This is a genomic window from Streptomyces sp. A012304 (assembly GCF_026008495.1).
In the GTDB taxonomy this organism is placed as follows: Bacteria; Actinomycetota; Actinomycetes; order Streptomycetales; family Streptomycetaceae; genus Streptomyces.
Map to the genome: position 1 here is coordinate 23,401 of NZ_BQUN01000040.1, position 24,413 is coordinate 47,813.

At 72.1% G+C, this 24,413-nt stretch carries 19 protein-coding genes and 1 tRNA gene; 9 read left to right on the forward strand and 11 right to left on the reverse strand.

Translation table 11 applies throughout. The annotated features are described in order from the left end of the window. Nucleotides 1–28: 28 nt before the first annotated feature. Genes murJ through ALMP_RS10080 form a run of 4 tightly spaced genes read right to left on the reverse strand, consistent with a single transcriptional unit; the run spans nt 29 to nt 5,690 of the window. The gene (murJ, locus tag ALMP_RS10065) at nt 29–1,678 is read right to left on the reverse strand and encodes a murein biosynthesis integral membrane protein MurJ (RefSeq protein ID WP_264926003.1); all 1,650 of its coding nucleotides are present in this window, start codon (nt 1,676–1,678) and stop codon (nt 29–31) included. Further along, nucleotides 1,675–2,994, reverse strand: a complete 1,320-nt coding sequence (locus tag ALMP_RS10070; protein WP_264926005.1) for an O-antigen ligase — start codon at nt 2,992–2,994, stop codon at nt 1,675–1,677. Before ALMP_RS10070 ends, murJ begins: the two co-directional genes overlap by 4 nt. 6 nt (nt 2,995–3,000) lie before the next feature. Next, a complete protein-coding gene (locus ALMP_RS10075; protein ID WP_264926007.1) occupies nt 3,001–4,482 on the reverse strand; it encodes an exopolysaccharide biosynthesis polyprenyl glycosylphosphotransferase in 1,482 nt (493 codons plus the stop codon). After that, nucleotides 4,479–5,690: a glycosyltransferase gene (locus tag ALMP_RS10080; protein WP_264926010.1), complete on the reverse strand. Its 1,212-nt coding sequence runs from the start codon at nt 5,688–5,690 to the stop codon at nt 4,479–4,481. Before ALMP_RS10080 ends, ALMP_RS10075 begins: the two co-directional genes overlap by 4 nt. A gap of 698 nt (nt 5,691–6,388) precedes the next feature. Here ALMP_RS10080 and ALMP_RS10085 point away from each other — a divergent pair. Continuing rightward, nucleotides 6,389–6,838: a tyrosinase cofactor gene (locus ALMP_RS10085; RefSeq protein WP_264926012.1), complete on the forward strand. Its 450-nt coding sequence runs from the start codon at nt 6,389–6,391 to the stop codon at nt 6,836–6,838. Then, nucleotides 6,825–7,688 (forward strand): tyrosinase family protein, encoded by an 864-nt coding sequence (locus tag ALMP_RS10090; protein WP_264926014.1) that lies wholly within the window; start codon nt 6,825–6,827, stop codon nt 7,686–7,688. The genes ALMP_RS10085 and ALMP_RS10090 overlap by 14 nt, the downstream gene beginning before the upstream one ends. 114 nt (nt 7,689–7,802) lie before the next feature. Here ALMP_RS10090 and ALMP_RS10095 read toward each other — a convergent pair whose 3' ends face one another. Genes ALMP_RS10095 through ALMP_RS10105 form a run of 3 tightly spaced genes read right to left on the reverse strand, consistent with a single transcriptional unit; the run spans nt 7,803 to nt 11,061 of the window. Beyond that, complete coding sequence (locus ALMP_RS10095) at nt 7,803–8,090, reverse strand: acyl carrier protein (RefSeq protein WP_264926016.1); 288 nt, start codon at nt 8,088–8,090, stop codon at nt 7,803–7,805. Next, complete coding sequence (locus ALMP_RS10100) at nt 8,087–9,217, reverse strand: HAD-IIIC family phosphatase (RefSeq protein WP_264926018.1); 1,131 nt, start codon at nt 9,215–9,217, stop codon at nt 8,087–8,089. Before ALMP_RS10100 ends, ALMP_RS10095 begins: the two co-directional genes overlap by 4 nt. Beyond that, a complete protein-coding gene (locus ALMP_RS10105; protein ID WP_264926020.1) occupies nt 9,214–11,061 on the reverse strand; it encodes a GNAT family N-acetyltransferase in 1,848 nt (615 codons plus the stop codon). The genes ALMP_RS10100 and ALMP_RS10105 overlap by 4 nt, the downstream gene beginning before the upstream one ends. A 411-nt stretch (nt 11,062–11,472) precedes the next feature. Between ALMP_RS10105 and ALMP_RS10110 the strand changes: the two genes are divergently transcribed. Beyond that, a complete protein-coding gene (locus tag ALMP_RS10110) occupies nt 11,473–11,853 on the forward strand; it encodes an S-adenosylmethionine decarboxylase family protein (protein WP_264926022.1) in 381 nt (126 codons plus the stop codon). 34 nt (nt 11,854–11,887) lie between these two features. Here the strand turns inward: ALMP_RS10110 and ALMP_RS10115 are convergent, their stop codons facing one another. Continuing rightward, nucleotides 11,888–12,586 carry an alpha/beta fold hydrolase gene (locus tag ALMP_RS10115; RefSeq protein WP_264926024.1) on the reverse strand — a complete coding sequence of 233 codons (699 nt, stop codon included), beginning with the start codon at nt 12,584–12,586 and terminating at the stop codon, nt 11,888–11,890. Between the two features lie 97 nt (nt 12,587–12,683). On the opposite strand from ALMP_RS10115, the gene ALMP_RS10120 reads away from it, so the two are divergent. Next, entirely contained in the window at nt 12,684–13,400 is a 717-nt protein-coding gene (locus ALMP_RS10120) for a 4'-phosphopantetheinyl transferase superfamily protein (RefSeq protein WP_264926026.1), read from the forward strand. 61 nt (nt 13,401–13,461) lie between these two features. On the opposite strand, the gene ALMP_RS10125 is transcribed toward ALMP_RS10120, so the two are convergent. Further along, nucleotides 13,462–13,537 (reverse strand) — tRNA-Arg (locus ALMP_RS10125). A 321-nt stretch (nt 13,538–13,858) separates the two neighbouring features. Between ALMP_RS10125 and ALMP_RS10130 the strand changes: the two genes are divergently transcribed. The 4 genes from ALMP_RS10130 to ALMP_RS10145 all read left to right on the forward strand — a co-directional run bounded on the left by ALMP_RS10130 (nt 13,859) and on the right by ALMP_RS10145 (nt 20,709). Next, entirely contained in the window at nt 13,859–15,466 is a 1,608-nt protein-coding gene (locus ALMP_RS10130) for a dynamin family protein (RefSeq protein ID WP_264926028.1), read from the forward strand. A 675-nt stretch (nt 15,467–16,141) separates the two neighbouring features. Then, complete coding sequence (locus tag ALMP_RS10135; protein ID WP_264926030.1) at nt 16,142–18,211, forward strand: YfjP family GTPase; 2,070 nt, start codon at nt 16,142–16,144, stop codon at nt 18,209–18,211. A gap of 341 nt (nt 18,212–18,552) precedes the next feature. Further along, nucleotides 18,553–19,029 carry a single-stranded DNA-binding protein gene (locus ALMP_RS10140; RefSeq protein ID WP_264926032.1) on the forward strand — a complete coding sequence of 159 codons (477 nt, stop codon included), beginning with the start codon at nt 18,553–18,555 and terminating at the stop codon, nt 19,027–19,029. A 261-nt stretch (nt 19,030–19,290) separates the two neighbouring features. Next, complete coding sequence (locus ALMP_RS10145) at nt 19,291–20,709, forward strand: TQXA domain-containing protein (RefSeq protein ID WP_264926034.1); 1,419 nt, start codon at nt 19,291–19,293, stop codon at nt 20,707–20,709. 39 nt (nt 20,710–20,748) lie between these two features. On the opposite strand, the gene ALMP_RS10150 is transcribed toward ALMP_RS10145, so the two are convergent. Beyond that, nucleotides 20,749–21,453 carry an HAD family phosphatase gene (locus ALMP_RS10150; protein WP_264926036.1) on the reverse strand — a complete coding sequence of 235 codons (705 nt, stop codon included), beginning with the start codon at nt 21,451–21,453 and terminating at the stop codon, nt 20,749–20,751. Further along, nucleotides 21,435–22,379 carry a phosphoribosylaminoimidazolesuccinocarboxamide synthase gene (locus tag ALMP_RS10155; protein ID WP_264926038.1) on the reverse strand — a complete coding sequence of 315 codons (945 nt, stop codon included), beginning with the start codon at nt 22,377–22,379 and terminating at the stop codon, nt 21,435–21,437. Before ALMP_RS10155 ends, ALMP_RS10150 begins: the two co-directional genes overlap by 19 nt. A gap of 368 nt (nt 22,380–22,747) precedes the next feature. On the opposite strand from ALMP_RS10155, the gene ettA reads away from it, so the two are divergent. Then, nucleotides 22,748–24,412 (forward strand): energy-dependent translational throttle protein EttA, encoded by a 1,665-nt coding sequence (gene ettA, locus ALMP_RS10160; protein WP_264926039.1) that lies wholly within the window; start codon nt 22,748–22,750, stop codon nt 24,410–24,412. Nucleotide 24,413 lies beyond the last annotated feature (1 nt).

Sequence of the window (24,413 nt, forward strand, 5' to 3'; positions counted from 1 at the left end):
TGGTGCGGGGCCGGGGAGGAGCGCGGGCTCAGCGGGCACGGGCATGCGGAAGCCTCCAAAAGACGCCACGGAATACGGAGACGAGGCCCTGCTCGCCCGGAGCACGGGCCAGCAGAAGGAAGACGACGGTCACGGACGCGCTGCCGGCCGCGAGCCCGAGGCCGGGGGAGCCGATGCGGCTGGTGCACAACCAGCCGGCGCCACAGGCGACCACCGCCGCGCACAGCGGCCTGCCCATCCCTGCCAGCACCCGCCGAGTGCGGATCGGCACGCTGCGCGTCTCCATGCCGTGCAGCAGGAGCAGAGCGGTGAGGGTGATGCCGGCCGCGTTGGCCGCCGCAATCCCCAGCACGCCCCACGAGCCGACCGCCGCAGCGCCGGCCCACGACGTGACGGCGGCTCCCGCGGTCATGGCGGCCACCGGGTACCAGGTGGGCCGCCCGGCGGAGAAGTAGGACCGGACGAGCGCGCCCACCAGGGCATGGCCGAGCAGCCCGAGCGCGTACACACGCATGACCGCGGCGGTGGCCGAGGTGTCCTGCGCCGTGAACGCGCCCCGCTGGAACAGCAGATGGACGAGCTGCGGGCCACATGCGACGACGGCCGCGGCGCCGAGCAGCACGACGCGGGAGACCACCTTCAGATCGCGCTCGACGCGGTCGCGGGCCCGTTCGGTGTCGCCCTCGGCCAGCGCCCGCGCCACGACCGGAAAGGTGACCGTGCAGAGCATCAGGGCGAGCACCATCGGCATCTGGGCCACCTTCTGGGCGTAGTTCAGATGCGAGATGGCTCCGGAGGGGAGTGTGGAGGCCAGGAACCGCTCGATGAGGACCTGGGACTGACGGCACAGGGCGAAGAGCACGACGGTGCCGACGAGGGCGAGGCCCACGGCGCGCCGGGACGCCTCTTCGGCTGTCGCGGCGGTCCCTGGGGCCGTTGCCTTGCGGCTCAGCTGCCGTACCAGGGAGGGAAGCTGGATGACAACCATGAGCGCGCCGCCCACCGCGACACCGACCGCCGCCGCCCGTACGCCCCAGCGCGCGCCGAGGAGGGACATCGCCGTGATGATGGCGGCGTTGTAGGCGACGTAGATGGCCGCGGGTGCGACGAACCGGCGGTGCGCGCGCAGGGCCGCGCTGCAGTAGCCGGCCAGGCCGAAGGTCAGGACGCATGTGGCGGTGAGCCGGGTGCAGTCCACCGCGAATCGCGGGTCCGTCAGCCCCGGCGCCAGAGACTTCACCAGGTATGGCGCCGTGCAGACGAGCAGCACCGAAACGGCCGCGAACGCCAGCGACAGGCGGGGCAGCGTGGCGCGGACCAGGGCACGCACCGGGTCGCCCGCGCCGTCCCGGGCACGGCGGGCCAGGGCCGCACTGAACGCCGGTACGAGCGCGAAGGCCAGCCCGTCCTCGATCAGCAGCGTCGCCGCGAACTCCGGTACGGTCCAGGCGACCAGGAAGGCGTCCGTCTCGCTCCCGGCCCCGAAGAGGCGGGCCAGTACCTGGTCCCGGACCAGGCCCAGCACGGCTCCGGCCAGGGAGAGGGCGACGGTGACGAGGGCGGCCCTGGCGAGGAAGCCCTGCGAGAGGGGCCTGGCGCCGCTGGTGTCCGGGCGGCCGGTGCCGGCACCCGCCGGGGGAACGGTGGCCTCCCCGGCCCCTGGTCGGATGATCGTCATCGTGCCGCAGCCTCCTGGGAGAAGGCCGGATCGGGACGTGCCAGCGCCCACCACGCCGACAGTCCGAGGCATACGGCGGTGAGGACGGTGGAGGGTCCGCCGATGTCGGCGTATGCGAAGCTGACCAGATGCCAGACCAGCAGGCCGCAGGCGACGAGCGCGCAGTCGAGCCCGGGATCCCTCGCTCGCCGGGCCCGGGCCAGCCTGCGCAGCCCCAGCACCAGCAGCGCCAGCCAGCTCCCCGCCAGCGTCAGCAGCCCGGTCAGCCCCTGCTCGCCCAGTACCAACAGGTACATGTTGTGCGGTGACAGCAGCGGCTGCTTCCGGTACGCCGCGCCCGCGCCCTCCGTGTCGCTGCCCGACGACAGCGCCAGCGAGGCGTGCCCGTCGCGGTGCTCGGGGAAGCCCTTGAGGCCCACGCCCATCAGAGGTCGTTCGCGCCACATGTCGAGGGCCGACGCCCACAGGGCGTACCGGTCGGCGACCGACTGGTCCGGGGCGTGGGCGACCTGCCCGATGCTGCTGAGCCGCTGCTCCAGCAGTGCGGAGCCGACACCGAACCCGCCCATGAGGATCACGGTGACGGCGGCCACGACCGCCCCCACCCTGACCGCTCGTCGCAGGCCCGCCAGCACCAGTTGCGCCGTACAGGCGAGGACGGTCGCGATCCACGCGCCCCGGCTGAAGGACACCGCCAGCGGCACCACCAGCAGCAGCGCGCACACCAGGGCCCACACCCGTTGCCGTACCGGTGCGGAGCCCAGTGCCAGCCCCACCGCGCACACCAGCCCGAAGGCGACCACGGTCACCATCGCCATGATGTCGTCGGGGCCGTAGGTGCCGACGGCGCGGATCTCCCGGCCCATGTACGAGGCGCCGCTTTCGGTCGCGTACTGGTGCACACCCACAGCCCCCTGCCACACCGCGAGCCCCACCACCGACCAGGCCAGCAGCCGGACATCGCGTCGGTCGCGGATGAGCAGCAGGACGGCGGCCGGGACGAGCACGAAGATCTGCAGATAGCGCGAGAAACCGGGGACCGCCGTGCCCGGCACTTCGGCTGCCGCCGCCGCGACCGCGATGCCCACCACGGGCATGCCCAGGACCACGGCGGCGGTGCGCGACAGGGGGCGTCGCCGGTGGTACCAAAGACGTACGGCGCAACACAGTACGACGGCACCGGAGGCGGCGTCGGCGAGGGTCGCGCCGCCTTCGCGGCCCGGCGCGTCGGGCAGCGCCAGCAGGACGATCACCGCGACCACCGGCATGACGGGGGTCAGCACGCGCGTGGCGGCCAGGGTGGGTGCGTGGCTCACCGGTGTTCAGCTCCCCGTCGGCCGGACCAGCGCGGCGGCGGTGCGCAGCAGGATGCAGACGTCCTGCCACAGCGACCAGTCGTCGATATACGCGTTGTCGAACCGGGCGCGGTCCTCGATGGAGGTGTCGCCGCGCAGCCCGTGGATCTGGGCGAGCCCGGTGAGGCCGGTCCGCATGCGGTGGCGGGCGGCGTAACCGGGGTAGGTGCGGCTGAACACGGCTACGAAGTACGGCCGTTCGGGGCGCGGCCCGACCAGGGTCATATCGCCCCGGAAGACATTCCACAGCTGGGGCAGCTCGTCGAGCGAGGTGCGGCGCAGGAAGCGGCAGAAGCGGCTCATGTTCCGCTCGCCCGCCACGCTCCAGCGGGTCGCCGCCTCGTGCGGGTCGGCCGGGCGATGGGTGCGGAACTTGAGCAGCGTGAAGGGGCGGCCGTCCCTGCCGACGCGCTCCTGGCGGAAGACGACCTCGGGCCCGTCGCTGACCCGCAGCACGATCGCGCAGACCAGCAGCACCGGGCCGGCGAGCAGGAGCAGGATCCCCGCGACAAGGACGTCGAGGGCCCGCTTGGCGGGGCTGTCGGGCCGTCGGCCAACCTCCAGGCGACGGCAGCAGAAGCCCGCGATCCGCTCGCGCGGGAGGCGGCCGCGGGGCGTGTGACCGGCCTCCCCGTACGCCGTGCCCGCGTACCGGTCGTGCGTCGGTACGCCCGCGTCGACCTCCCAGAGCACGCAGCCCGTCTCGGCCAACTTCCTCAGCAGCCGGTCGTGTTCGCCTGCGGGGCCCGCGATGAGCAGGGCCCGCACGTTGTTCTGGATGACGGCCCGCTGTGCCTCCTCCTCCGTGCTGAGCACCGGTAGTCCCTCGCCGCCGGCCCGGCCGTCGGAGAGGACCCCGACGGGCCTGAGGCCGCACCCGGGGTGGCGCAGGAACGCGGCGGCCACCTGCTGGGCGGTGGCGGCCGGGCCGACGACGAGGGCCGCGGCGGGGTGGCGGGCCAGCGTCCGGCGGCGGTGCCAGTGCACCGCGCCGCGGCCCGCCCAACTCGCCGCCGACTGTAGAGCGCAGCCGGTCAGCAGCGTACGGGCGGACAGGACGTGTGCGGGGGAGAGCGCGCTGATCAGGGACGCGAGCACGCACCAGCTCACCGCGATCCGTGCGCAGACGGCGGGGAGTTCGTCCAGGACGGCGGGCGCGGCGGCGGGGCGGTACAGCCCCGCGCGGGCGTTCAGGCAGAGGACGGCGAGCAGCAGAGGCGCGGTCAGAAGGGGATGCGGGAGTGCGGGGGCGGCGGTGAGCGCGGCGGCCGCGTCCGCGGCGAGCAGGGACAGCCCGGTGGCGCGTCGCCTGGCGGCCCGCCGCCCTGCGGGGGGCCGCAAGCCGTCGGCGACGCCCCGCGGGTGGATGACCGAGACGGGCAGGCTGCCCCGCTCTGCCGGGCGGCCTCCAGGACCTCCGAAGGGAGGGACGGTACGTTCGGCGGTCACGAGCGGATCGACTCCCTGCACTCGGTGGGTTCCGCGCCGTGGGCCACCGTGCGCCGGACGCCGAGCAGTTCGCGGTAGAGGTCCGCGACCGCCTCGGCCGAGCGCCGCACGTCGTGCGCGGCCAATACGTGGCGGCGCCCCTGGTCTCCGAGCGACTCGCGCAGCAGCGGGTCGAGCAGCATCCTGGTGAGAGCGTCGGCCAGCGGGCCCGGTCGGCCCGCGGGCACCAGACAGTGCGCTCCGTGATCGGGCGGCAGGCTCTCGCGTGCTCCGGCCACGTCCGTGACGACAACGGGACGCCCGCACGCCATCGCCTCCAGCGGGGCGAGCGCCATACCTTCCCAACGGGACGGCAGTACCACTACGTCAGCGGCCTGGTACCAGGGGACGACATCGGCGACGGCCCCGGTGAACAGCACGCCCTCGGGAGAGCGGTACCGTAGCGGCCCGTCCTGCGGCCCGTCCCCGACGAGCGCCAGCCGGGCTCCGGGCACCCGTCGCAACACCGAGGGCCACGCCTCGAGCAGCACGTCCTGCCCTTTCTGATGGCACAGCCGCCCCACGCAGACCACCAGCAAAGCGGCCGTATCAAGGTCGGCGAGCGGGGCCAGGGCCGCGCGTGCGGGGGCGGCGGTGGGGTGGAAACGGACCGGATCGATGCCGTTGGGGATCACCCGCCAGTGGGCACGCACTCCGGCGCGTTGGCCTCTCGCGCACTCAGCCTTGCTGACGCACACCACGCGGGTGGTCCAGCGCGCCGCCCACCGTTCCCACGCCGTGGCGACCGCCGCGGTGACCCCGCCGACCGCCTCGAACGACCAGGCGTGCGGCTGGAAAACCGTCGGGATGCGTCCTTGTACGGTCAGCCGGGCGGCGAGCCCGGCCTTGGCACTGTGCGCGTGCACAACGTCGGGCCGGACCGCCTTGACGACGTGCGCGAGCCGGCGCGTCTCACCGAGAAGCGACGGTCCCGGCGACCGTGTGGCGGGCCAGTGCCGTACATCCGCGCCGAGTTCCCGCAGCACCTGCCCCAGGCCGCTGTCGGGACACGCGACCGTGACGTCGAAACCGGCCACGTGCTGCATACGCACCAGTTCGGTGACCACGCGGGCGACGCCGCCGTCCACCGGCTGGGTGACGTGGAGGACGCGCGGCGCGGCCCCGCGTCGCGTCGCGTCGCGCGACGATCCGGAAAGCCGGCTGGTCATCACCGTGCGGGACGGCCTGGAGCGGGGCCGTCCTGGCCTGGCGGACCGCCAGACAGGAGGATCCCCCTGTATGCCGTGGTGGAAAAACCTCGGGAGTGACGCATGGCCGGCCTTGCTCCTTCACGGGATGCATCAGGTTGTCGGTTGGTTTGACACGTCACCCTATCCCGACATTAAGGGAATATCGGACAAGGTGAGCATGGGTGTTGAGGTGTCGTCACTTCGCATCAGGCGCACCTTCCGCGGCCGTGGTGAGTCCCGGTCGGGAACGCTTCCCCTGCTGCTTCTCCCGAAGGGTCCGCCCTGATGCCGCCGCGCCGTCGGGCTCCTTCGTCGGGCGGCCCTCCAGATGAGGGACACCTTCGTTCGGGTGATCTTCCGTGTGAGGCGCCGTAATTTTCCGCGTACGGGGTTTCAGCTCGGTCCGCGGCTCGTTGAAGGCGGTGAAGTGATTCCCCTGATGGCTTTCGAGTCGCCGCGGAGGGAATCGGCCCGTCGAACGCGTATCACGTAGACCGCCCCTCAGGGCGAGGAGGAGGCAGGCATTGCCGACCGGCAAACCACCGCAGCCACAAGCAGCGCGTCCCGCTGCACCCACGACGGCCACACCCGCGGTGGCCGGCTTCCCGGCTGGCTCCGCGCGCCCTGCAGCGAAGTCGCCCGCCGTCGACCCCACCGGAGCCAGGGAGCGACGCCGGGTGCTGCGGGGGCTGTTCGCAACTGCGTTCGCAGCGGCTCTCGCCCCGAGCCTGGTGGCTTCGGGTTCGGCCCCAAGTGCGTCGGGATCGGCGGGGAAGGCGCCGGGACCGGCGGGAGACGACGAACGGTTCGACGAGACGTATGGCGGGCACCGCATCGTCGGTGTCAGGTATGACGCCGGGGAGGACGGCCCGAGCGCGTGGCACGTCACCGTGGAGGGGCGGCAACTGCATCTGATGCGCCGGGCGGACGGCAGCTGGATGAGCATGGTCGACCACTATCAGTCGTATGCGACCCCACTCGCCGCCACGCGCGCGGCCGTCGACGAGCTGGGCCCCGTCGCGAGGCTGGGTTCGCCGACTGACAGGAGCAGCCGCACGGAGAACGGTCGTGCGCCGAGTGGGGCGAGGAAAAGCGAGAGGGAGCATCGACACGATGTACACCCGTAAGGACGTCAGCACGCTCACGCCTTCCGAACGGCGCCGCTTCGTCAACGCGTTGCTGGAGGTCAAACGGCGGGGCGAGTACGACGAGTTCGTACGCACGCACATCGAGTACTACACCCCCGACGGCGAGCGCGGGCTGCGCGCAGCCCACATGGCACCTTCATTCCTGCCCTGGCACCGCAGGTTCCTGCTGGACCTGGAGAGCACGCTGCGCCGCGTGGACGAGTCGGTGACCCTGCCGTACTGGGACTGGACGCGCAACGGCACGCCAACGGCCGTACCGTGGACCGATGACCTGCTCGGCGGCACCGGGCGGAGTTCCGACCGGCAGGTCATGACCGGCCCCTTCGCCTATCGCTACGGCCAGTGGACCATCAAAGAGTCAATCACCGACGCCGAGTACCTCATGCGTGACCTGGGCCGCTCCAGGGACCCGATCACGCTGCCCACGGCCGGGGATCTGGAGGAGGCCCTCGCCGATCCGGTCTACGACACGGCCCCCTGGAACTCCACGTCCACCAGAGGGTTCCGCAACAAGCTGGAGGGGTGGGGGTCGGGGCGCGGCGCCGTGTCGTGGCGCAACCACAACCGCGTCCACCGATGGGTCGGCGGCCACATGATGGGCGGCGCCTCCGTCAACGACCCCGTCTTCTGGATGCACCACGCCTTCGTCGACCTGGTGTGGTCCCGCTGGCAGCGGCGGCACCGGGACGCCCGCTATCTCCCCGCGGAGCAGCCGGCCGAGGGGGACGCCCAACGCGGCCAGGTCGTCGCGCGGCACGAGAGGATGCCGCCATGGGACGTCACCCCGGAGGAACTGGAAGACCACAGCCGGATCTATCGGTACCAGTAGCACGCACGGACCCCTGTGGGAGATCCAGTATGGGGAGCACCTCAAGTGGGTCGTGTGCCTTGACTCCCCTGCGGTCGTTGGGACGCCGGTCGTGGTCGGCTGCGTATGCCGCCCCTACCGGTGGGCCATGACGAATTCGGTGAGGGTCGCGATGGACTGCAGACTGTCCAGGCTCAGGTCCAGCGCGGCCACGTCGACGCCGAACCGGTCGTCGACCGCGCCCAGCAGGGTCACGCCGGCCAGCGAGGTGAGCCCGATCTCCGGACCGAACAGCTCGGTGTCCGCGGGCAGCTTCCCGACCACGGCGGCGTCCAGCCGCGCGGCCTCGGCGATCATCGAACGGAGCTCCCGTTCCACCGTTGCCCGGTCCTCGTGCGTGGAGTCGTGCGGGGCGTCCGTCACGCGTCGTTGTCCTTTCGGTCGGAGACGTGCAGCCACAGGGGTGGCTTCGGCAACTCGCCGTGGAGTGAACGGCTGAGGACGGCTGTCTGTGCCGCGGGGCCGGTGTCGTCGCTGCGGCGCAGGCCCGCCTGGCGCAGCAGCATCCGCATCTCCAGGTTGGCGTCGGTCGGGCGCAGGGTCACCCGGAACTCCTCGGCGCCGGCCTCGCGGGACCGCTCCATCAGCCAGAAGAGGAAGGCCGCGGCGGCGCCCCGGCCGGCGACCCGGCAGGAGAGCGCGAGCAGCGGAACGGACCAGGTGCCCGGGACGCTCCGGTCGACCAGCGCGGCCCCGATGATCCCGTACTCGCCGAAACGGTCGGCCATCCGGGCGGTGTACAGCTCGTGCCCGTCCGAGGCGGCCAGCGCGCGCAGTCGCTCCGGGCTCAGGCCGGAGGAGTTCAGACGGTGGGTGCGGGCGGCGAGTTCCAGGGCGCGGGGGACCTCCTGCGGTCCGGCCGCGCCGACGGTGAGCCGCATCTCGCACCAGCGCAGGAACTCCTCCCGCGTGCCCTGGAAACGCTCGCCCTCGGCCCGGCGGGTCTCCTCGGTGCGGTAGCGGCGCACCCGTTCCCGCGACTCCGGGGTGACCTCCCGGCCCTCGAACGCCGCCAGCAGCGCGGGCACCTCCCGCGGGTCGAGCGTGCGCACGCCCGGCAGCAGGGCCTCCACCTCGGCACGCTCGTACGGCGAGTCGTCGACCAGGAGCAGCGCCTCCACGGCGATCCCGAGGTCCTTGGCGATCCTGCGCAGGGACTCGCTCTTGTCCTGCCACGACACCTGCGGCGCGAGGAAGCGCTCGCGCAGCTCCGGTACGGCGTTCAGCCGGTCCAGGACCGCGGGGGCGCTGCGGCTCGCGAGGCTGCTGAGCACACCGCGGGCCGCCAGCGCGTCGATCGCGGCCAGCATCTCGGTACGGGGGGTGGGCAGCTCGTCGGTGGGCGACTCCACCGCGATCTCGTCCCACAGCGTGCCGTCCAGGTCCCAGACGACGCACTTGATCCGGTCGGGCTCGTGGCCGGGCATCCCGGTCGCCCCGTTCGTCCCGGTCGCGGCGGTCGCGGCGGTTGGGTCGGTGGCTCCGGTCATCGGGTGCCCCCCTCCGGGAGGCGCAGCTTCATCGTCAGGGTGGCCGGGTCGAAGCCGAACTTGCGGTAGACCGTGCGCATCGGGACGTTGCCGACGTGAACGCGGCCGACCACCTCCGTGATGCCGTTCGCCAGACAGAACTCCAGGCCCGCGGTGAGGAGCAGCTCGGCGACATCGCTGCGGTTGTCCAGCTGGGCGACGGCGAGGGAGCGGAAGTTGGCGTAGCGGTCGCCCGTCATCTGGTTCTGGTTGATGCTCACCCAGAGCCAGCCGGCCGCCTCCTCACCCGGACGGTGGGCGACGATCATGCCCTCCTTCGACTTCTCCATGGCACGGCCCACCCGGGACGCGTGCCGGGCGGGGTCGTCGACGGCGTCCTCGCCGAAGGAGATGCGGGCGATCTCGGCCTCGAACTCGCCGATGGCCGTCAGGTCGCCTTCGTCGGCCTGGCGGGTGACGTAGGGCTGCGCCCGCCGCTCCAAAGCCGCCCGGTCGTCGGGGGTCGGGGGGTGCCAGCCGGGAGATGGAAGGGCCGGTGATGTGGCCGCGGTGGGGGTGGGGACCGGGGTGGCCGGGGCTGTGGTCGCGGGGGGCGAAGGGGGTGCCGCTGCCGGGGTGGTCGCCGAGGTGGCGGTGGGGTGGACGGGTGCCGGTGGGGTCGGAGAGGTGGCGGTGGGAGTGGTGGTCTGGGTCGGGGGTTCCTCCTCCGCGACCAGGCGGCCCGGGCGGAAGGGGCCCTTCCCGCAGTGGGGGCAGCCGTCGGCGCGCAGGGCGGCGACCGAGGCCCAGCGGGCGCCGGGGCCGACGCGGACCTGGGCGCCGCAGGCCACGCACTCGTACTCGCGCTGACGGGTGCGCTTGTCGCCGGTGTACAGGGGACCGCCGTAGTCGCCCTGCCGGGAGGCGGTCGAGCTGCTGGTGAGGAGGTGCTGGAAGAAGCCGACCCCGCCGAGGATGCCGCTGCCCTCGTACTCGTTGAAGTTGCGGATGTAGCCGTTGGTGACCAGGCCGAGGGCCATGATCTCCCGCTGGACCTCGAGCATCTCGTCGGGGCTCTTGCCGCCGAAGGAGAAGAAGACGCTGTGCGCCGGGCCGGGCCGCAGGCCCTCCACGGCGCGCGAGAGGAACAGCCGGGCGCCCTCGGGGGTGTAGGGCGGGTCGGTCATCGCCACGTCGAAGCCGTCGTGCAGTTCGGCGGGGAGCGGGTGGCGCAGGTCGTGCTCGACCGTCTCGACACGGGTGCCGAGGCCGGCCGACACCTTCTGGATGTAGCCGAGGATCTCGGGGGAGATGTCGACGACGGTCACCCGCTCGACGATCGGCGAGCCGAGCACGTCGCCCACGACGGCGACCGCGAGGGAGACGAGGTCGTCGTCACCGATCAGCAGCAGGGAGCCGCCCGGCAGCGCGCCCGACGCGAGGAGCGCCAGGACCCGGCGGACCTTGGTCTCGGGCGTGCAGTGGGACTGGTCGATCGACATGTCGGCGGCGGGCCCGGACTCCATGAGGGCACGCAGCCGCCGTACGGCCTCGTCCAGGACGTCGGGGATCACCAGCTCGCGGCCCTCGCAGGTGGTGCAGGTGGCGTCCAGCACGAGGTCCATGCCGAGCCGGGCGACGAGGTCCAGGCCGGCCGGGGTCAGCCGGGAGGGGCGCTCCTTGGTGACCAGGTCGCGGCGGCGCAGCTCGTTGCCCAGGGCGGCCACGATGGGGACGGGCAGGCCGGTGGCCCGGCTGAGGTCCTTCGTGGAGGCGGGGGCCAGGCGGCGCAGGGCACGCAGCACGGAGCGCACTCCGGGCGGTCCCTCCTGGAGCCGGACGGCGTCCGCGACTTCCGTGAGCACTTGATCGACGGGGGTACTCCGGCGGTGTCGAGGCGCGTTTTTCACAATGCTGCTCCGGGCGGGCTGTTGGAATCCAGGAGTATCGAGTATACGGGCTGGTCGGGCCGCGATCGGACCCGCGGCGGTTCCGGCAAATGCGAAAACGAAAAGCGCGGCCGGAACTTCCTTTTCCGGAATGAGGCACACGCAAATAATCAAGCCACTGTTCCGGATAATTCAAAGGGGTGGGGAGAATCACCCCCGGGTCCCCTTGACGGCGTACGGGCGCGCGCCCCGGAGGTGCCCGGATGCTACGCTGGAGGCCGCCGAGCGCCGGATATCGGCCTCGCGTCCTTCCGCTTCAGCCGTACGGACCAGCACAGATCTATGCGAAAGGAGACGGGGGCAGCGGCTCGCGACCCCCGGTTCCCCATGACCAACTCCTCCGACCTCGCCACCGAGGGTATAAACGTCGACGATTTGTGCTCCTACGCCGTCGACGTATGGGTGAGCGACCACAGCATCCTCACCGACGAACAGCGCCTTCTCCAGGTGCTGCGCCAGGCCGCCGAAAAGGGAAACGCCCAGGTCCTGGGTGAGGCCTCACACGTTTTCCCCAATGGTGCCGTCACCGCCATTCTGCTGCTTTCCGCATCCCACCTGAGCATTCACACCTGGCCGGAATTCAGCCTCGCCAACGTGGATCTGCTCGCCTACGGCCGACTGAACGGCGAGCGGATGATGCAGAGCGTGGAACTCGCCCTGTCGCCGACGAAAATCAACGTGACGCGCATGCTGCGCGCGGTTCACTAGCCTCCCGCGTGGTTCCGCCCGCACCGCATTCGTATTACAGCCATCCCGCGAGCGATTCGACGAACGCGTCGAAACGGTCCCGGTGGATGGCGTGCGGTGCGTCGGGCACCGTACGCACCTCGAAGCCCCGGCGTGCGAGTTCCGCCCTCGTGGCCGCGCTGACGAGCGTGCTCGGGTCCGACACCTGCACCAGGGACGGGACGAGCGGTTCCGCAGGGGTGTGGTCGACGTGCCGGTAGGAGGAGAGCGCCAGAGCGGTGGTCTCGTCCCAGGAGTCCAGGGCCCGCCGCTCCGTGGTGAGCCGCTCGGTGGTGTGCGCGGAGGGGTGCAGGAAGCTGGTCAGCAGGCGGGGGGAGCGCTTGAAGAGGGTGAAGACGGCGGGGTCCAGGGTGCCGCTGTCGCCGCCCAGCCGCCAGGCCGGTTCCGAGTAGACCGCACGGGCCGGCGCCAGCTCCCGCACCGCGAGCGCCAGGGCCAGCGCGCCCAGCGAATGGCCCAGCGCCAGCTCGGGGCCGCGCGGCAGCGTGTCCAGGAGGTCCTCGGCGAACAGCCGGGGCGCGTACGGGCCGCGTCCGCTCGCGCCGTGGCCGCGCAGGTCGACGGCGACGACGCGGTAGCCGCGCCCCGTCAGTACCGGTACCAGCTCGTGCCAGGTGCGATGGTCGGCCATGATGCCGTGGACGAGCACGGCCAGACGCTCACCCGTTCCCCACTCCTGTGTGTGCAGTCGCATCGGGTCGCAGTGTAAGGCGTGGGTCGATCATCGGACGGGAGCGAGGGATCGTGGGTCGGGACTTCGACTGCGGGCCAGGGCTGTGACAGGTCGCCCGGTGCACCTGTGGTGGGCGCGACGCGGTGACGCCCGCGCGGGACTGCTGCGACTGCTCGATCCGGTGGAGCGCCGCCGGTACGAGGCGACCGTCGGCCCCGCCGACCGCGACCGTTTCCTGGTCGGCTGCGCACTCAGCCGCCACGCCCTGGGCGAACTGCTCGGTCTGCCTCCCGCCGAGGTCCCCCTGCGACGCGTATGCCCGCGCTGCGGCGGCCCGCACGGCAAGGTCACCCTGGACGCCGGCCACCCGGACGTCGACCTCTCCGTCACCCACAGCGGCACGCTGATCGGCGTCGCCGTCTGCCGGGGCGCGGCGGTGGGACTGGACGCGGAGGAGTGGCCCGCGGGGCCCGTCGAGGGCCTCCCGGACATCGACTCGGCGGCCCGCGTCGCCCTCACCGACACGGAACGGACCGCCCTGTACGCCCGGCCCGCCGCCGAGCGCCCCGCCGCCTTCCTGCGCACCTGGACCCGCAAGGAGGCCGTGCTCAAGGCCCTCGGCGTCGGGTTGCGCGCGCCGCTGCGCCGCCTGGAGGTGTCCGCCCCCGAGGCGCCGCCGACCGTCCTCACCTGGCCGGAACAGATCGCTGCCCCGGCCGCCCTGAGCATGGCGGACCTGACCGTCGACGACATGCATCCGGCGGCCGTCGCGGTGACGGCGGAGGGCGGGCTGCGGCTGCTCCGACACGACGGGAGCGCCCTGCTCGCGGGCTGACCGCGGAGTGCGGGGAGCCGCTCTGAGCAGCGAAAAGCCCTCCCGGAGGGAGGGCGGAGAGTGGCGCCCCCGGCAGGACTCGAACCTGCGGCCAAGCGCTTAGAAGGCGCCTGCTCTATCCACTGAGCTACGGGGGCCGGGTGTGGTGGCCTCGTACGTGCTGCCCGGGTGTGGGCTGATCCGTGACGTTGCCGGGGACAAGGATAGGGCTCCCGGTTCCTTGACCCTGTTGCTTCGCCTCCGTGGCTCAATGTGGAGGTTCAGTGAAGCGGTCCTGATAATCGCAGGCAGGTGCGAATCGTGCATCGCTTTTGGCGCCTCCGGCCCCGGGTGTTGTGCACTCGTTATGCCTGCGCTGTGCCCTTGTCCCAGTCGCGCCTTCCGTCCCTTGTGTCCAATCGGCGCGCAGGCATGCCTATATGCTTCATAAATCCCCTGAAATTGGGCATTCTTCGCATGTGGTGACCTTGGACGTACGGCCTCAGCTGCTCGACGCACTCTCCGCCCTGCGCGACCGTGTCGCCGCCGCACGCTTTCCGCTGCCCCTTCCCGGGGCTCCACGCGCGCGTGCCAACCGCGACGAACTCCTCGCCCAGCTCGACGACTACCTGGTGCCCCGCCTGAGGCAGCCCGAGGCGCCGCTGCTGGCCGTCGTGGGCGGCTCCACCGGCGCCGGCAAGTCGACGCTCGTCAACTCCCTCGTGGGGCGGCGCGTCAGCGAGGCGGGAGTACTGCGGCCCACGACACGGACCCCGGTGCTGGTCTGCCATCCGGAGGACCATCACTGGTTCAGCGGAATGCGGGTACTGCCCGACCTCACGCGCGTGTGGGTGCCCCAGCAGGAGAACACCGACGATCTGTTGCTCCCCGGCGAGGAGGGCAGACGCGTCCTGCGCGTCGAGACCGCCGAGACACTCCCGCCCGGCCTCGCCCTCCTCGACGCGCCCGACATCGATTCCCTCGTCGCCGACAACCGCGTCCTGGCGGCCGAACTCATCTGCGCGGCCGACATCTGGGTGATGGTCACCACGGCCGCCCGCTACGCCGACGCCGTCCCCTGGCACCTGCTGCGCACCGCCAAGGAGTACGACGCGACACTCGTGACCGTCCTCGACCGCGTCCCCCATCAGGTCGTCGGCGAGGTCTCCCGGCAGTACGCCGCGCTGCTCACCAAGGCCGGCCTCGGCGACGTACCGCGCTTCACCGTGCCCGAACTGCCCGAGTCCGCCTGGGGCGGGGGGCTGCTGCCGGCCACCGCCGTCGCACCCCTGCGGACCTGGCTCGTCCACCACGCCCAGGACCACACCGCCCGCCACCAGGCGATGGCCCGCACGGCCCACGGCGTCCTCGACTCCCTCAAGTCCCGCATGCCCGAACTGGCCGGGGCCGCCGCCGCGCAGTACGCGGCCGCGCTACGGCTCACCTCGGCCGTCGACGGGGCGTACGACAGCGAGTACACGCGCGTGCGGGGCCGGTTGCAGAACGGGGCCGTGCTCGCCGGCGACGCCCTGAAGCGCTGGCGGGCCTTCCCGCTGGACTGCACGGCCAGGGAGCTCCTCGACGCCCTCGCGGAGAGCCTGGCCGCGCTCCTGCTGTGCGCGGTCACCGCGGCCGACGAGCGCTTCGAGGACGCCTGGCGGCTCGAACCGGCCGCGGCCACCCGGGCCCTGGTGGACCGGGACGCCTCCGCGCAGACCGCCGAACACCGCATCGGCATGGCCGTACGACGCTGGCGGCGCGAGCTGGAGGAGTACGCCGAGGAGGAGGTGCGCCACCTGGAACGCGGGGCCGGGTCCGATCCCGAGGTGGTCGCCGCCCTCGTCGCCACCGCCCTGCTGGGCGGTCGCCGGGCCCGGTCGGCGGGCGAGGGGCTCGCCGACCGGCTCGGCGCCCATGGCGCGCTGCGGCTGCGCGACCGGGCCGGACGGCTGCTCACCGAGTACGTCGACCGTGTCATGAACAACGAACGCGAGCGGCGTCTCGCCCCGCTCGACGAACTCGACGTCCACGCCGAACCCCAGGCCGAACTCATCGCCGCGCTGTCGGTACTGCAGAAGGAGAGGTGACCGGTGACCGCCGTCACTGACCAGGACCACACGGACCACGCCGATCAGCCCGGGGAGTCGGCTTCCGGCGAGGACGCGGACCGCAAGGCGGACGGCGAGGACAGCGGCCGTTCGGGGAAGGGCGCGGGCGCTCCGGCAGGGGGGTCTTCGGGCGTCTCGGGGCCTCCTGCGGGTCCGGCGGGGTCTTCGGGTGTCTTCTCGGGGGGTTCGGGGTCCTCGTCGGGGTCATCGAATTCCTCGTCGGGGTCATCGGGTTCCTCGTCAGGGGCATCGGGGCGCTCGTCGGGGTCATCGGGGCCCTCGTCCGGAGCATCGGGTTCTCCCTCGGGTTCTTCGGGTGTTTCCTCTGGTTCTTTGGGTTCTTCCTCGAGCCGATCGGGTTCGGCGGGTCCTTCTTCGGGGCCCTCGGGTTCTGCGGGTGCCCCCTCGGGTCTCTCGGGTCCCTCGGATCCCACGGGTCCCTCGGATCCCACGGGTCCCTCGGATCCCACGGGTCCCTCGGATCCCACGGGTCCCTTGAATCCCTCGGGTACTCCTGGGGGTTCTTCGGGGTCTTCGGGTTCTTCAGGGCCGTCGAGTCCGGAGGGGGAGGGGCGGGCGAAGGCGCGCGGGGAGCAAAAGGTGAGGGCGGAGAGGGCAGAGGGTGCTGAGAGGGCAGAGGGTGCTGAGACCGTCGTGAGCGCCGCTGAGGCGGAGGGACGGCGGGACGACCGTGACGGCGCACGCGGGGGAACGGGTGACCGCCCCGTGGGCGAGAAGGCCTCCCACGCGCGCGTGCGGCCGGACACCGCCGCCCGCACCCGCCCCCGCGAAGACGCCGCCAACACCAAGCCCCGCCCCCGTGAAGACGCCGCCGACACAAAGCCCCGCCCCCGCGAAGACGTCGCCAACGCCCGTCCTCGCGCGCGAGGACGGGCGGACGCCACGCCCTACACCCCCGCACGCGCACGTGAAGCCGACGTGCGTCCCGCCGCCGGCCCGCGCCCGAACGCCGGTGACACCACCGCCACCACCGCCACCCCCGCCCGTACCCTCGACTCCGCCGAGAGCTGGGACGACGGTCTGATCGCGCGGCGCGTGAATGAGACGTCCGGCGCCGAGCAGGCCGTCGTGACGGAGATCCGGTCCGGTGGCGGCGGCTCCCAGTCCGTGGTCCCGCTCGCCTACGACGGTCCCCTGCGCTCCCGGCTCGACGCGCTGCGCGAACTCGTGGGGCTCTCCCGGGCCCGGCTCGACAACAGGACGCTCGCCGAGGCCGGGCGGGTCCTCGACGAGGCGGCGGCGCGCCGCAAGCTCTCCGGGCAGCACACGGTCGTCGCGATCGCGGGCGCGACCGGCAGCGGCAAGTCCCAGCTGTTCAACTCGCTCGCCGGGGTGACCATCTCGGAGACGGGCGTACGACGGCCCACCACCGCCGCGCCCATCGCGTGCAGTTGGAACGACGGCGCGGCCGGCCTCATCGACCGGCTCGGCATCCCGGGGCGGCTGCGGCGGCGCCCGGTGCAGACTCCCGAGGCGGAGGCGCAGTTGCGCGGGCTCGTCCTGGTCGACCTGCCCGACCACGACTCCGCGGCCGTGCAGCACCGCGAGCAGGTCGACCGCGTCCTGGCCCTCGTCGATGCCGTCATCTGGGTCGTCGATCCGGAGAAGTACGCCGACGCCGTTCTCCACGAGCGCTATCTGCGGCCCCTGGCGGGCCACGCGGAGGTCATGTTCGTCGTCCTGAACCAGGTCGACCGGCTGCCCGGCGAGGCGGCCGAGATGGTCCTCGACGACCTGCGGCGGCTGCTCGACGAGGACGGCGTCGCCCTCGGCGAGCACGGCGAACCCGGCGCGCACGTGCTGGCGCTGTCCGCGCTCACCGGTGACGGCGTCGGCGAACTGCGGGAGATGCTCGGCCGGTTCGTCGCGGAGCGGGGCGCGGCGGCACGCCGTATCTCGGCCGACGTGGACGCCGCCGCGGGGCGGCTGCGGCCCGTCTACGTCACGGGGCGGCGGATCGGTCTCAGCGAGGAGGCGCGGGACGAGTTCGCGGCGCGGCTCGCGGACGCGGTGGGCGCCGTCGCCGCGGGCGAGGCCGCCGAACGCGCCTGGCTGCGCAACGCCAACCGTGCGTGCGGGACGCCGTGGCTGCGGCTGTGGCGCTGGTACCAGGACCGGCGTGACCCGCCCACCGGCCGGATGCCGGTGCCGGCTCAGGCGGCGGAGGAGGTCACGGCTCGCCAGCGCGTCGAACATGCGGTGCGGACGGTGTCCGACCGGGCCTCGGCGGGGCTGCCCGTGCCCTGGGCGCAGGCGGTCCGTGAGGCGGCCGTACGCGGTGCCCAGGGGTTGCCCGAGGCGCTGGACGAGCTGGCGGCGCGGGCCGGGCTGCCGCCGGGGCGTCCGCCGCGGCCGGGCTGGTGGCCGGCGGCCGTCCTGGCGCAGGCGTCCATGACGATCCTCCAGGTGTTGGGCGGTCTGTGGCTGGTGGGGCAGATCGTCGGCGTGATGGCGCCGAACCTGGGCGTCCCGGTGCTGCTGATGGTGGCCGGCATCCTCGGCGGCCCGGGCGTCGAGTGGAGCTGCCGGATGGCGGCCCGCGGCCCGGCCCGCAGATACGGCCAGGAGGCGGAACGCCGTCTGCGCGAGGCGGCCGCGGGGTGCGGCCGGGCACGGGTCCTGGATCCGTTGGCCGCGGAACTGCTGCGGTACCGGGAGGTGCGGGAGCAGTACGGGCGGGTGACGGCGGCGGGGCTGCGGTGAGCCGGGGGCGACCGGCGGCGGGCGTGGTGAGCCCGGGGTGTGATCCGCGGGTGGGGCGATGCGGGTCCCCCGTCCGGGTGAGGGAGTTCTCCACAGCGCGACGGTGATCCACAGCGCCCGACGGGCCCGGCCCGACGGAGGCAGTCTGGCATCGCGGCGACCACGACGAGCACGACGAGCACGACGAGCACGAAGAGCACGTGCCCGACGTGCACGGCGGACGCGGTCGTCGCGACGGCGACGGTACGCGCGGAGGCGGCCGTCGCGGCAGACAGCCGTACGGGACGGGCCCGTACGCGCTTCCGCCCGGTGTGAACGCCGGGGCGAGGGAGGGATTTCCGATGAACGAGACGATGATCTGCGCGGTGGGCAATGTGGCGACGCGGCCGGTGTACCGGGAGCTGGCGGCCGGCCCGTCGGCGAGGTTCCGGCTGGCGGTGACCTCGCGCTACTGGGACCGCGAGAAGAACGCCTGGACCGACGGGCACACCAACTTCTTCACGGTGTGGGCCAACCGCCAACTGGCGACCAACGCGGCCGCGTCGCTGAACGTGGGCGAGGCCGTGATCGTGCAGGGCCGGCTGAAGGTGCGCACCGAGACGCGCGAGGGGCAGAACAACTGGACGTCGGCCGACATCGACGCGGTGGCGATCGGCCACGACCTCGCGCGGGGCACGTCCGCCTTCCGCCGCTCGGGCAGGGGCGAGCCGGCGGCGGTCGCCGCGGTGCCGCAGCCGGAACCCGACTGGGAGACACCGGCGGGCGGTTCCACGGAGCAGGACCCGGCCGGGCGGCGTGAGCCTGTCGCGGTGACGTGATGTCAGCGAGCGCCCCGAACTGACCGGATGGCGGCTTATCGGCGGACCTGCCCCGAACGACGCGGTGGATTTGTCGATAAGCCCTGCTCGCAGACGATCTTGGCGATAACGATTCCGAGTCGGATCGCCGATCCGACGATCCGACCGCGAAAGGGTGGTGCGCCGCGTCTCTAATATGCCGAACGTGGCTCACGGGGCTTCTGATTCTGCTGGTGGGACCGTACCCCCCACGTCAACCGGTCCTGCTCGAAGGGGAATTGCGTGATTTCTTCGTTCTCCGCGTCGTTCGCGCGCAGGCGAGGGGCGGCCCGCCTCGCCGCCGGGGCGCTGGTGTCCGGGCTCGTCGTCGTGGGCGTCGTCGCCACCGCGAGCCCGGCCGTTGCCGACGGTACGGCGCGGGATCAGGGAGGCGCGACGGCGACGATAGGCGGCCTCAAGACGTACGGCGCCGCCGTGATCCACGCCGAGAGCGGGGACCAGGAGATCTCGGCGGGCCTGTTCGAGATGTCCGTCGAGGGCGGCGGCACGCTGCAGACCTACTGCGTCGACCTGCACACCCCCACGCAGAAGGACGCCAGGTACCGCGAGACGCCGTGGAGCGGTACCTCACTGGGCGTCAACAAGGACGCGGGCCGCATCCGTTGGATCCTGCAGAACTCCTACCCGCAGGTCAACGACCTGGCCGCACTGGCGAAGAAGGCCGGCATCAAGGGCGGCGGCCTCACCGAGCAGGACGCGGCGGCCGGCACGCAGGTCGCCATCTGGCGCTACTCGGACGGCGCGGACGTCGAAGCCGTCGACCCGCAGGCCGAGCGGCTCGCGGACCACCTCCAGAAGGCCGCCCGTGACGTGGCGGAGCCCGGTGCCTCGCTCAGCCTCACCGGATCGGCGGTCTCCGGCCGCCCCGGCGAGCTGCTCGGCCCGGTGACGGTGCACACCGACGCGAGCGCGGTCACGGTCTCGCCGCCGCTGGACGCCGCCAGCAGCGGGGTGCGGATCGTCGGCGAGGACGGCAGGGACGTCACGTCCGCGCGCGACGGCAGCCGGCTGTTCTTCGACGTGCCCGCCGGCGCCGCCGCCGGATCGGCGGAGCTGACCGTCCAGGCCTCGACGACCGTCCCCGTGGGCCGTGCCTTCACCTCCGACAGCCGCAGCCAGACGCAGATCCTCGCCGGCTCCAGCGAGTCGACGGTGTCCGCGACGGCGACCGCGACCTGGGCCGTGACGGGCGCCGCACCGGCGCTGTCGGCGGTGAAGGACTGCGTCAAGTCGGGCGTGGACATCACCGCGGCCAACCGGGGCGACGCGCCCTTCACCTTCGAGCTGATGGGCCTGGAGCACAGCATCCCGGCCGGCGCGTCCCGGACGGTGACGATCCCGCTCCAGGAAGACCAGGCCTACGACTTCACGATCGACGGCCCGCAGGGCCTCGACAGCCGCTTCGCCGGCGTCCTCGACTGCAAGACCCAGGCCGCCGAGACGACGGGCCTGACCACCCAGACCCTCGCCGAGCCGAGCCCCGCCACGGTCGGCGGCACGGCCCCCACCGACACCAACCTCGCCGCGACGGGCGGCTCCAACGCCACCCCGCTCATCGCCGGCACGGCGATCGGCCTGGTCGTGATCGGCGGAGCGGCACTGCTGCTGCTGGGACGCAAGGAGCACGGCGCGCGCGACTGAGCGGACGGGAGGGGCGCGACCGCCGCCCCTCCACGCCCGTCACACGCTCCGGGGGACCGACGCGCCCGCCACGGCGGCGGACCGGTCGCTCCACGACGTCACGAGGTCCCTCAGCGGCAGCGCGGCCAGCGAGGGGACGACGAGGTCGGCCGCCGTCAGATCGACATGAGCGGTGAGCTCGTTGGGCACCGCGACGCAGAAGACACCGGCCGCCCTCGCGGCGGCCACACCGCTGGGGGAGTCCTCGACGGCAACGGCCTCCGCGGCGTCGATCCCGAGAAGGCGACAAGCGTTCACGTACAGGTCGGGAGAGGGCTTGCCGAGAAGTCCCGGGCCGAAACAGGACAGCGCGTCGAAATGCCTCAGCAGACCGAGCCGACGGAGATTGCGCTCCACCCACTCCTGGGAGGAGTTCGACGCGATTCCGACGGCCAGTCCCAGGTCCTTGGCGGTACTCAGCCACGCCTCCACCCCGGGAAGGGCGCTTTCGCCGCGCAGCATCTCCCTGCTGCGCTCCACGCGCCAGTGATGGGCTTCCTCGGCATCGATGGCGCCCTCGGTCAGCTCGACAAGCCGCGCCATCGGATCGGGCCGCTCGTGCGACCCGATTCCCCGTACCCATTCGCCGAGCGAGGGCGGAGCGGACCCGTATCTCTCGTACAGGGCGATCCACGACCGGAACAACACGACTTCCGTGTCGAGGATCACGCCGTCGAAATCGAAAATCACCCCGCGTGGTTCCACTGCGAGCCGACCTCCCCCCGGGCCGTCCGCACCCATTCCTCCAGGGAATTCCCCGTGAGGCGCTCGTGGACCTCCCGGTACAACGCCGACGTCTCGTCGATGATCCCCCGCGGTATCGGCGGGACGGGATCGGAGGGCCGCCAGCCCTGGGAACCGAGCCACTGCTTTATCCGGGACCGGTCGAACGCGTGGGGCCGACTGCCCGGCCGCCAGGTGTCCGCCAGCCAGAAGCGGCTCGAGTCGGGCGTGAGGACCTCGTCGGCGAGCACCACGTTTCCGTCCGTGTCGATCCCGAACTCGAACTTCGTGTCGGCGATCAGCAGCCCCCGGGCCTCGGCGAACCGCGCCGCCCGCCGGTAGACGTCCAGGCTGGACTCCCTCAGCGTGTCAAGGAGGGGCCGGCCCACGATCCGCGCGGCGGTCTCCTCGGACACGTTCTCGTCGGGTCCGACGGTCCGCTTGATCGCGGGCGTGAAAAGAGGCTCCGGAAGCCGGGATCCCAGGACCATCCCCTCGGGCATCCCGCGCCCCGCGACCCGCCCGGTCTCCTGATACTCCTGCCAAGCCGAGCCGGTCAGATAACCCCGGACCACACACTCCAGCGGAACCATGTCGAGCTTCTCGACGACCATCGCCCGCCCCGCCCGATGCGCCACATCGACCGGAAGCTCCGAGGCCCGCCACGCCACAAGGTGATGAGGTACCGAATCGTCCATCATCCGCAGCCAGAAACAGGTCAACGCGGTGACGACGAGCCCTTTCCCGGGAATGGAGTCACCGAGCACCACATCGGACGCGGACATCCGGTCCGTGGCCACAAGAGCGAGTTTTCCACTGGCTGCCGGATTGTCCCCGCCGGTCGGCAGTTCGTATATGTCCCTGACTTTCCCGGACCGGCTGACTGCTAATTTCTCCCGAGTACGCATCGGGGTCACGGTAGTCCTTGTGTATAGACACCGACAAGGCTCGGCCCGAGCGGCGCACCGACCTCCACGGAGGCGCCGGCGCGGGGGCGGCCGCGCTTCTCGCGCACCCCGTCCGAGGAGTGCGTCATCGATGGAGTCCCGGGTGCGCCGCCGGACCGCGGTGATCGACTCCGGGTCGTCTGCGGGCCGGGTGAAGGTGGGCGAAGTCACTCGACAGCGACCGACGGCGACCGGCCCGCACCAGCCGCCAGCCAGGAAACCCCAGGTCACAGCCCCCTGCCCCAACGGGTTTCCCCCCAGGGGTGGCCGTCCGGCAAGATGGGCTGTATCTGCCCACTGCCAGATTTCAAGCTGCCGGACGGTTTCTCTTGGCTGAGTACATCTACACCATGCGCAAGACGCGCAAGGCACACGGCGACAAGGTGATCCTTGACGACGTCTCGCTGAACTTCCTGCCCGGCGCGAAGATCGGTGTGGTCGGCCCGAACGGTGCCGGTAAGTCGACCGTTCTGAAGATCATGGCGGGCATCGAGCAGCCGTCGAACGGTGACGCGTTCCTGTCGCCCGGTTACAGCGTGGGCATCCTGCTCCAGGAGCCGCCGCTGAACGAGGAGAAGACCGTCCTGGAGAACGTCCAGGAGGGTGTCGCCGAGGTCAAGGGCAAGCTCGACCGGTTCAACGAGATCGCCGAGCTGATGGCCACCGACTACTCCGACGCGCTGCTCGACGAGATGGGCAAGCTCCAGGAGGAGCTCGACCACGCGAACGCGTGGGACCTCGACGCCCAGCTCGAGCAGGCCATGGACGCCCTCGGCTGCCCGCCCGGCGACTGGCCCGTCACCAACCTCTCCGGTGGTGAGAAGCGCCGCGTCGCGCTGTGCAAGCTGCTGCTGGAGGCGCCCGACCTGCTGCTCCTCGACGAGCCCACCAACCACCTCGACGCCGAGTCCGTGAACTGGCTGGAGCAGCACCTCGCCCAGTACGCGGGCACCGTCGTGGCCATCACCCACGACCGGTACTTCCTGGACAACGTCGCCGGGTGGATCCTCGAACTCGACCGCGGCCGCGCCATCGGCTACGAGGGCAACTACTCCACGTACCTGGAGACCAAGGCCGCCCGCCTCAAGGTCGAGGGCCAGAAGGACGCCAAGCGCCAGAAGCGGCTCAAGGAAGAGCTGGAGTGGGTGCGGTCGAACGCCAAGGGGCGTCAGGCCAAGTCCAAGGCGCGTCTCGCCCGGTACGAGGAGATGGCCGCCGAGGCCGAGAAGATGCGGAAGCTGGACTTCGAGGAGATCCAGATCCCGCCGGGCCCGCGCCTGGGCAACGTCGTCGTCGAGGTCAACAACCTCAACAAGGCCTTCGGTGACAAGGTCCTGATCGACGACCTCTCCTTCACGCTGCCGCGCAACGGCATCGTCGGTGTCATCGGCCCCAACGGCGCCGGCAAGACCACCCTCTTCAAGATGATCCAGGGGCTCGAGGAGCCCGACTCCGGCTCCATCAAGGTCGGCGACACCGTCAAGATCTCGTACGTCGACCAGAGCCGCGAGAACATCGACCCGAAGAAGACGCTGTGGGCCGTCGTCTCGGACGAGCTGGACTACATCAACGTGGGCCAGGTCGAGATGCCGTCGCGGGCCTACGTCTCCGCCTTCGGCTTCAAGGGCCCGGACCAGCAGAAGCCGGCCGGCATCCTCTCCGGCGGTGAGCGCAACCGCCTGAACCTCGCGCTCACCCTCAAGCAGGGCGGAAACCTGCTGCTCCTCGACGAGCCGACCAACGACCTCGACGTCGAGACCCTCAGCAGCCTGGAGAACGCGCTGCTGGAGTTCCCGGGCTGCGCCGTCGTCGTCTCCCACGACCGGTGGTTCCTCGACCGCGTCGCCACGCACATCCTCGCCTACGAGGGCGACTCCAAGTGGTTCTGGTTCGAGGGCAACTTCGAGTCGTACGAGAAGAACAAGATCGAGCGGCTCGGGCCGGACGCCGCCCGTCCGCACCGCGCCACCTACAAGAAGCTGACCCGGGGCTGAT

Bases quoted from the DNA above. Each gene is read 5' to 3' on its own strand.
- ALMP_RS10080 (WP_264926010.1), bottom strand. From the start codon at position 5,690: ATGACCAGCCGGCTTTCCGGATCGTCGCGCGACGCGACGCGACGCGGG.
- murJ (WP_264926003.1), bottom strand. From the start codon at position 1,678: ATGACGATCATCCGACCAGGGGCCGGGGAGGCCACCGTTCCCCCGGCG.
- ALMP_RS10155 (WP_264926038.1), bottom strand. From the start codon at position 22,379: ATGCGTACTCGGGAGAAATTAGCAGTCAGCCGGTCCGGGAAAGTCAGG.
- ALMP_RS10110 (WP_264926022.1), top strand. From the start codon at position 11,473: ATGACCAACTCCTCCGACCTCGCCACCGAGGGTATAAACGTCGACGAT.
- ALMP_RS10115 (WP_264926024.1), bottom strand. From the start codon at position 12,586: ATGCGACTGCACACACAGGAGTGGGGAACGGGTGAGCGTCTGGCCGTG.
- ALMP_RS10090 (WP_264926014.1), top strand. From the start codon at position 6,825: ATGTACACCCGTAAGGACGTCAGCACGCTCACGCCTTCCGAACGGCGC.
- ALMP_RS10140 (WP_264926032.1), top strand. From the start codon at position 18,553: ATGAACGAGACGATGATCTGCGCGGTGGGCAATGTGGCGACGCGGCCG.
- ALMP_RS10100 (WP_264926018.1), bottom strand. From the start codon at position 9,217: ATGACCGGAGCCACCGACCCAACCGCCGCGACCGCCGCGACCGGGACG.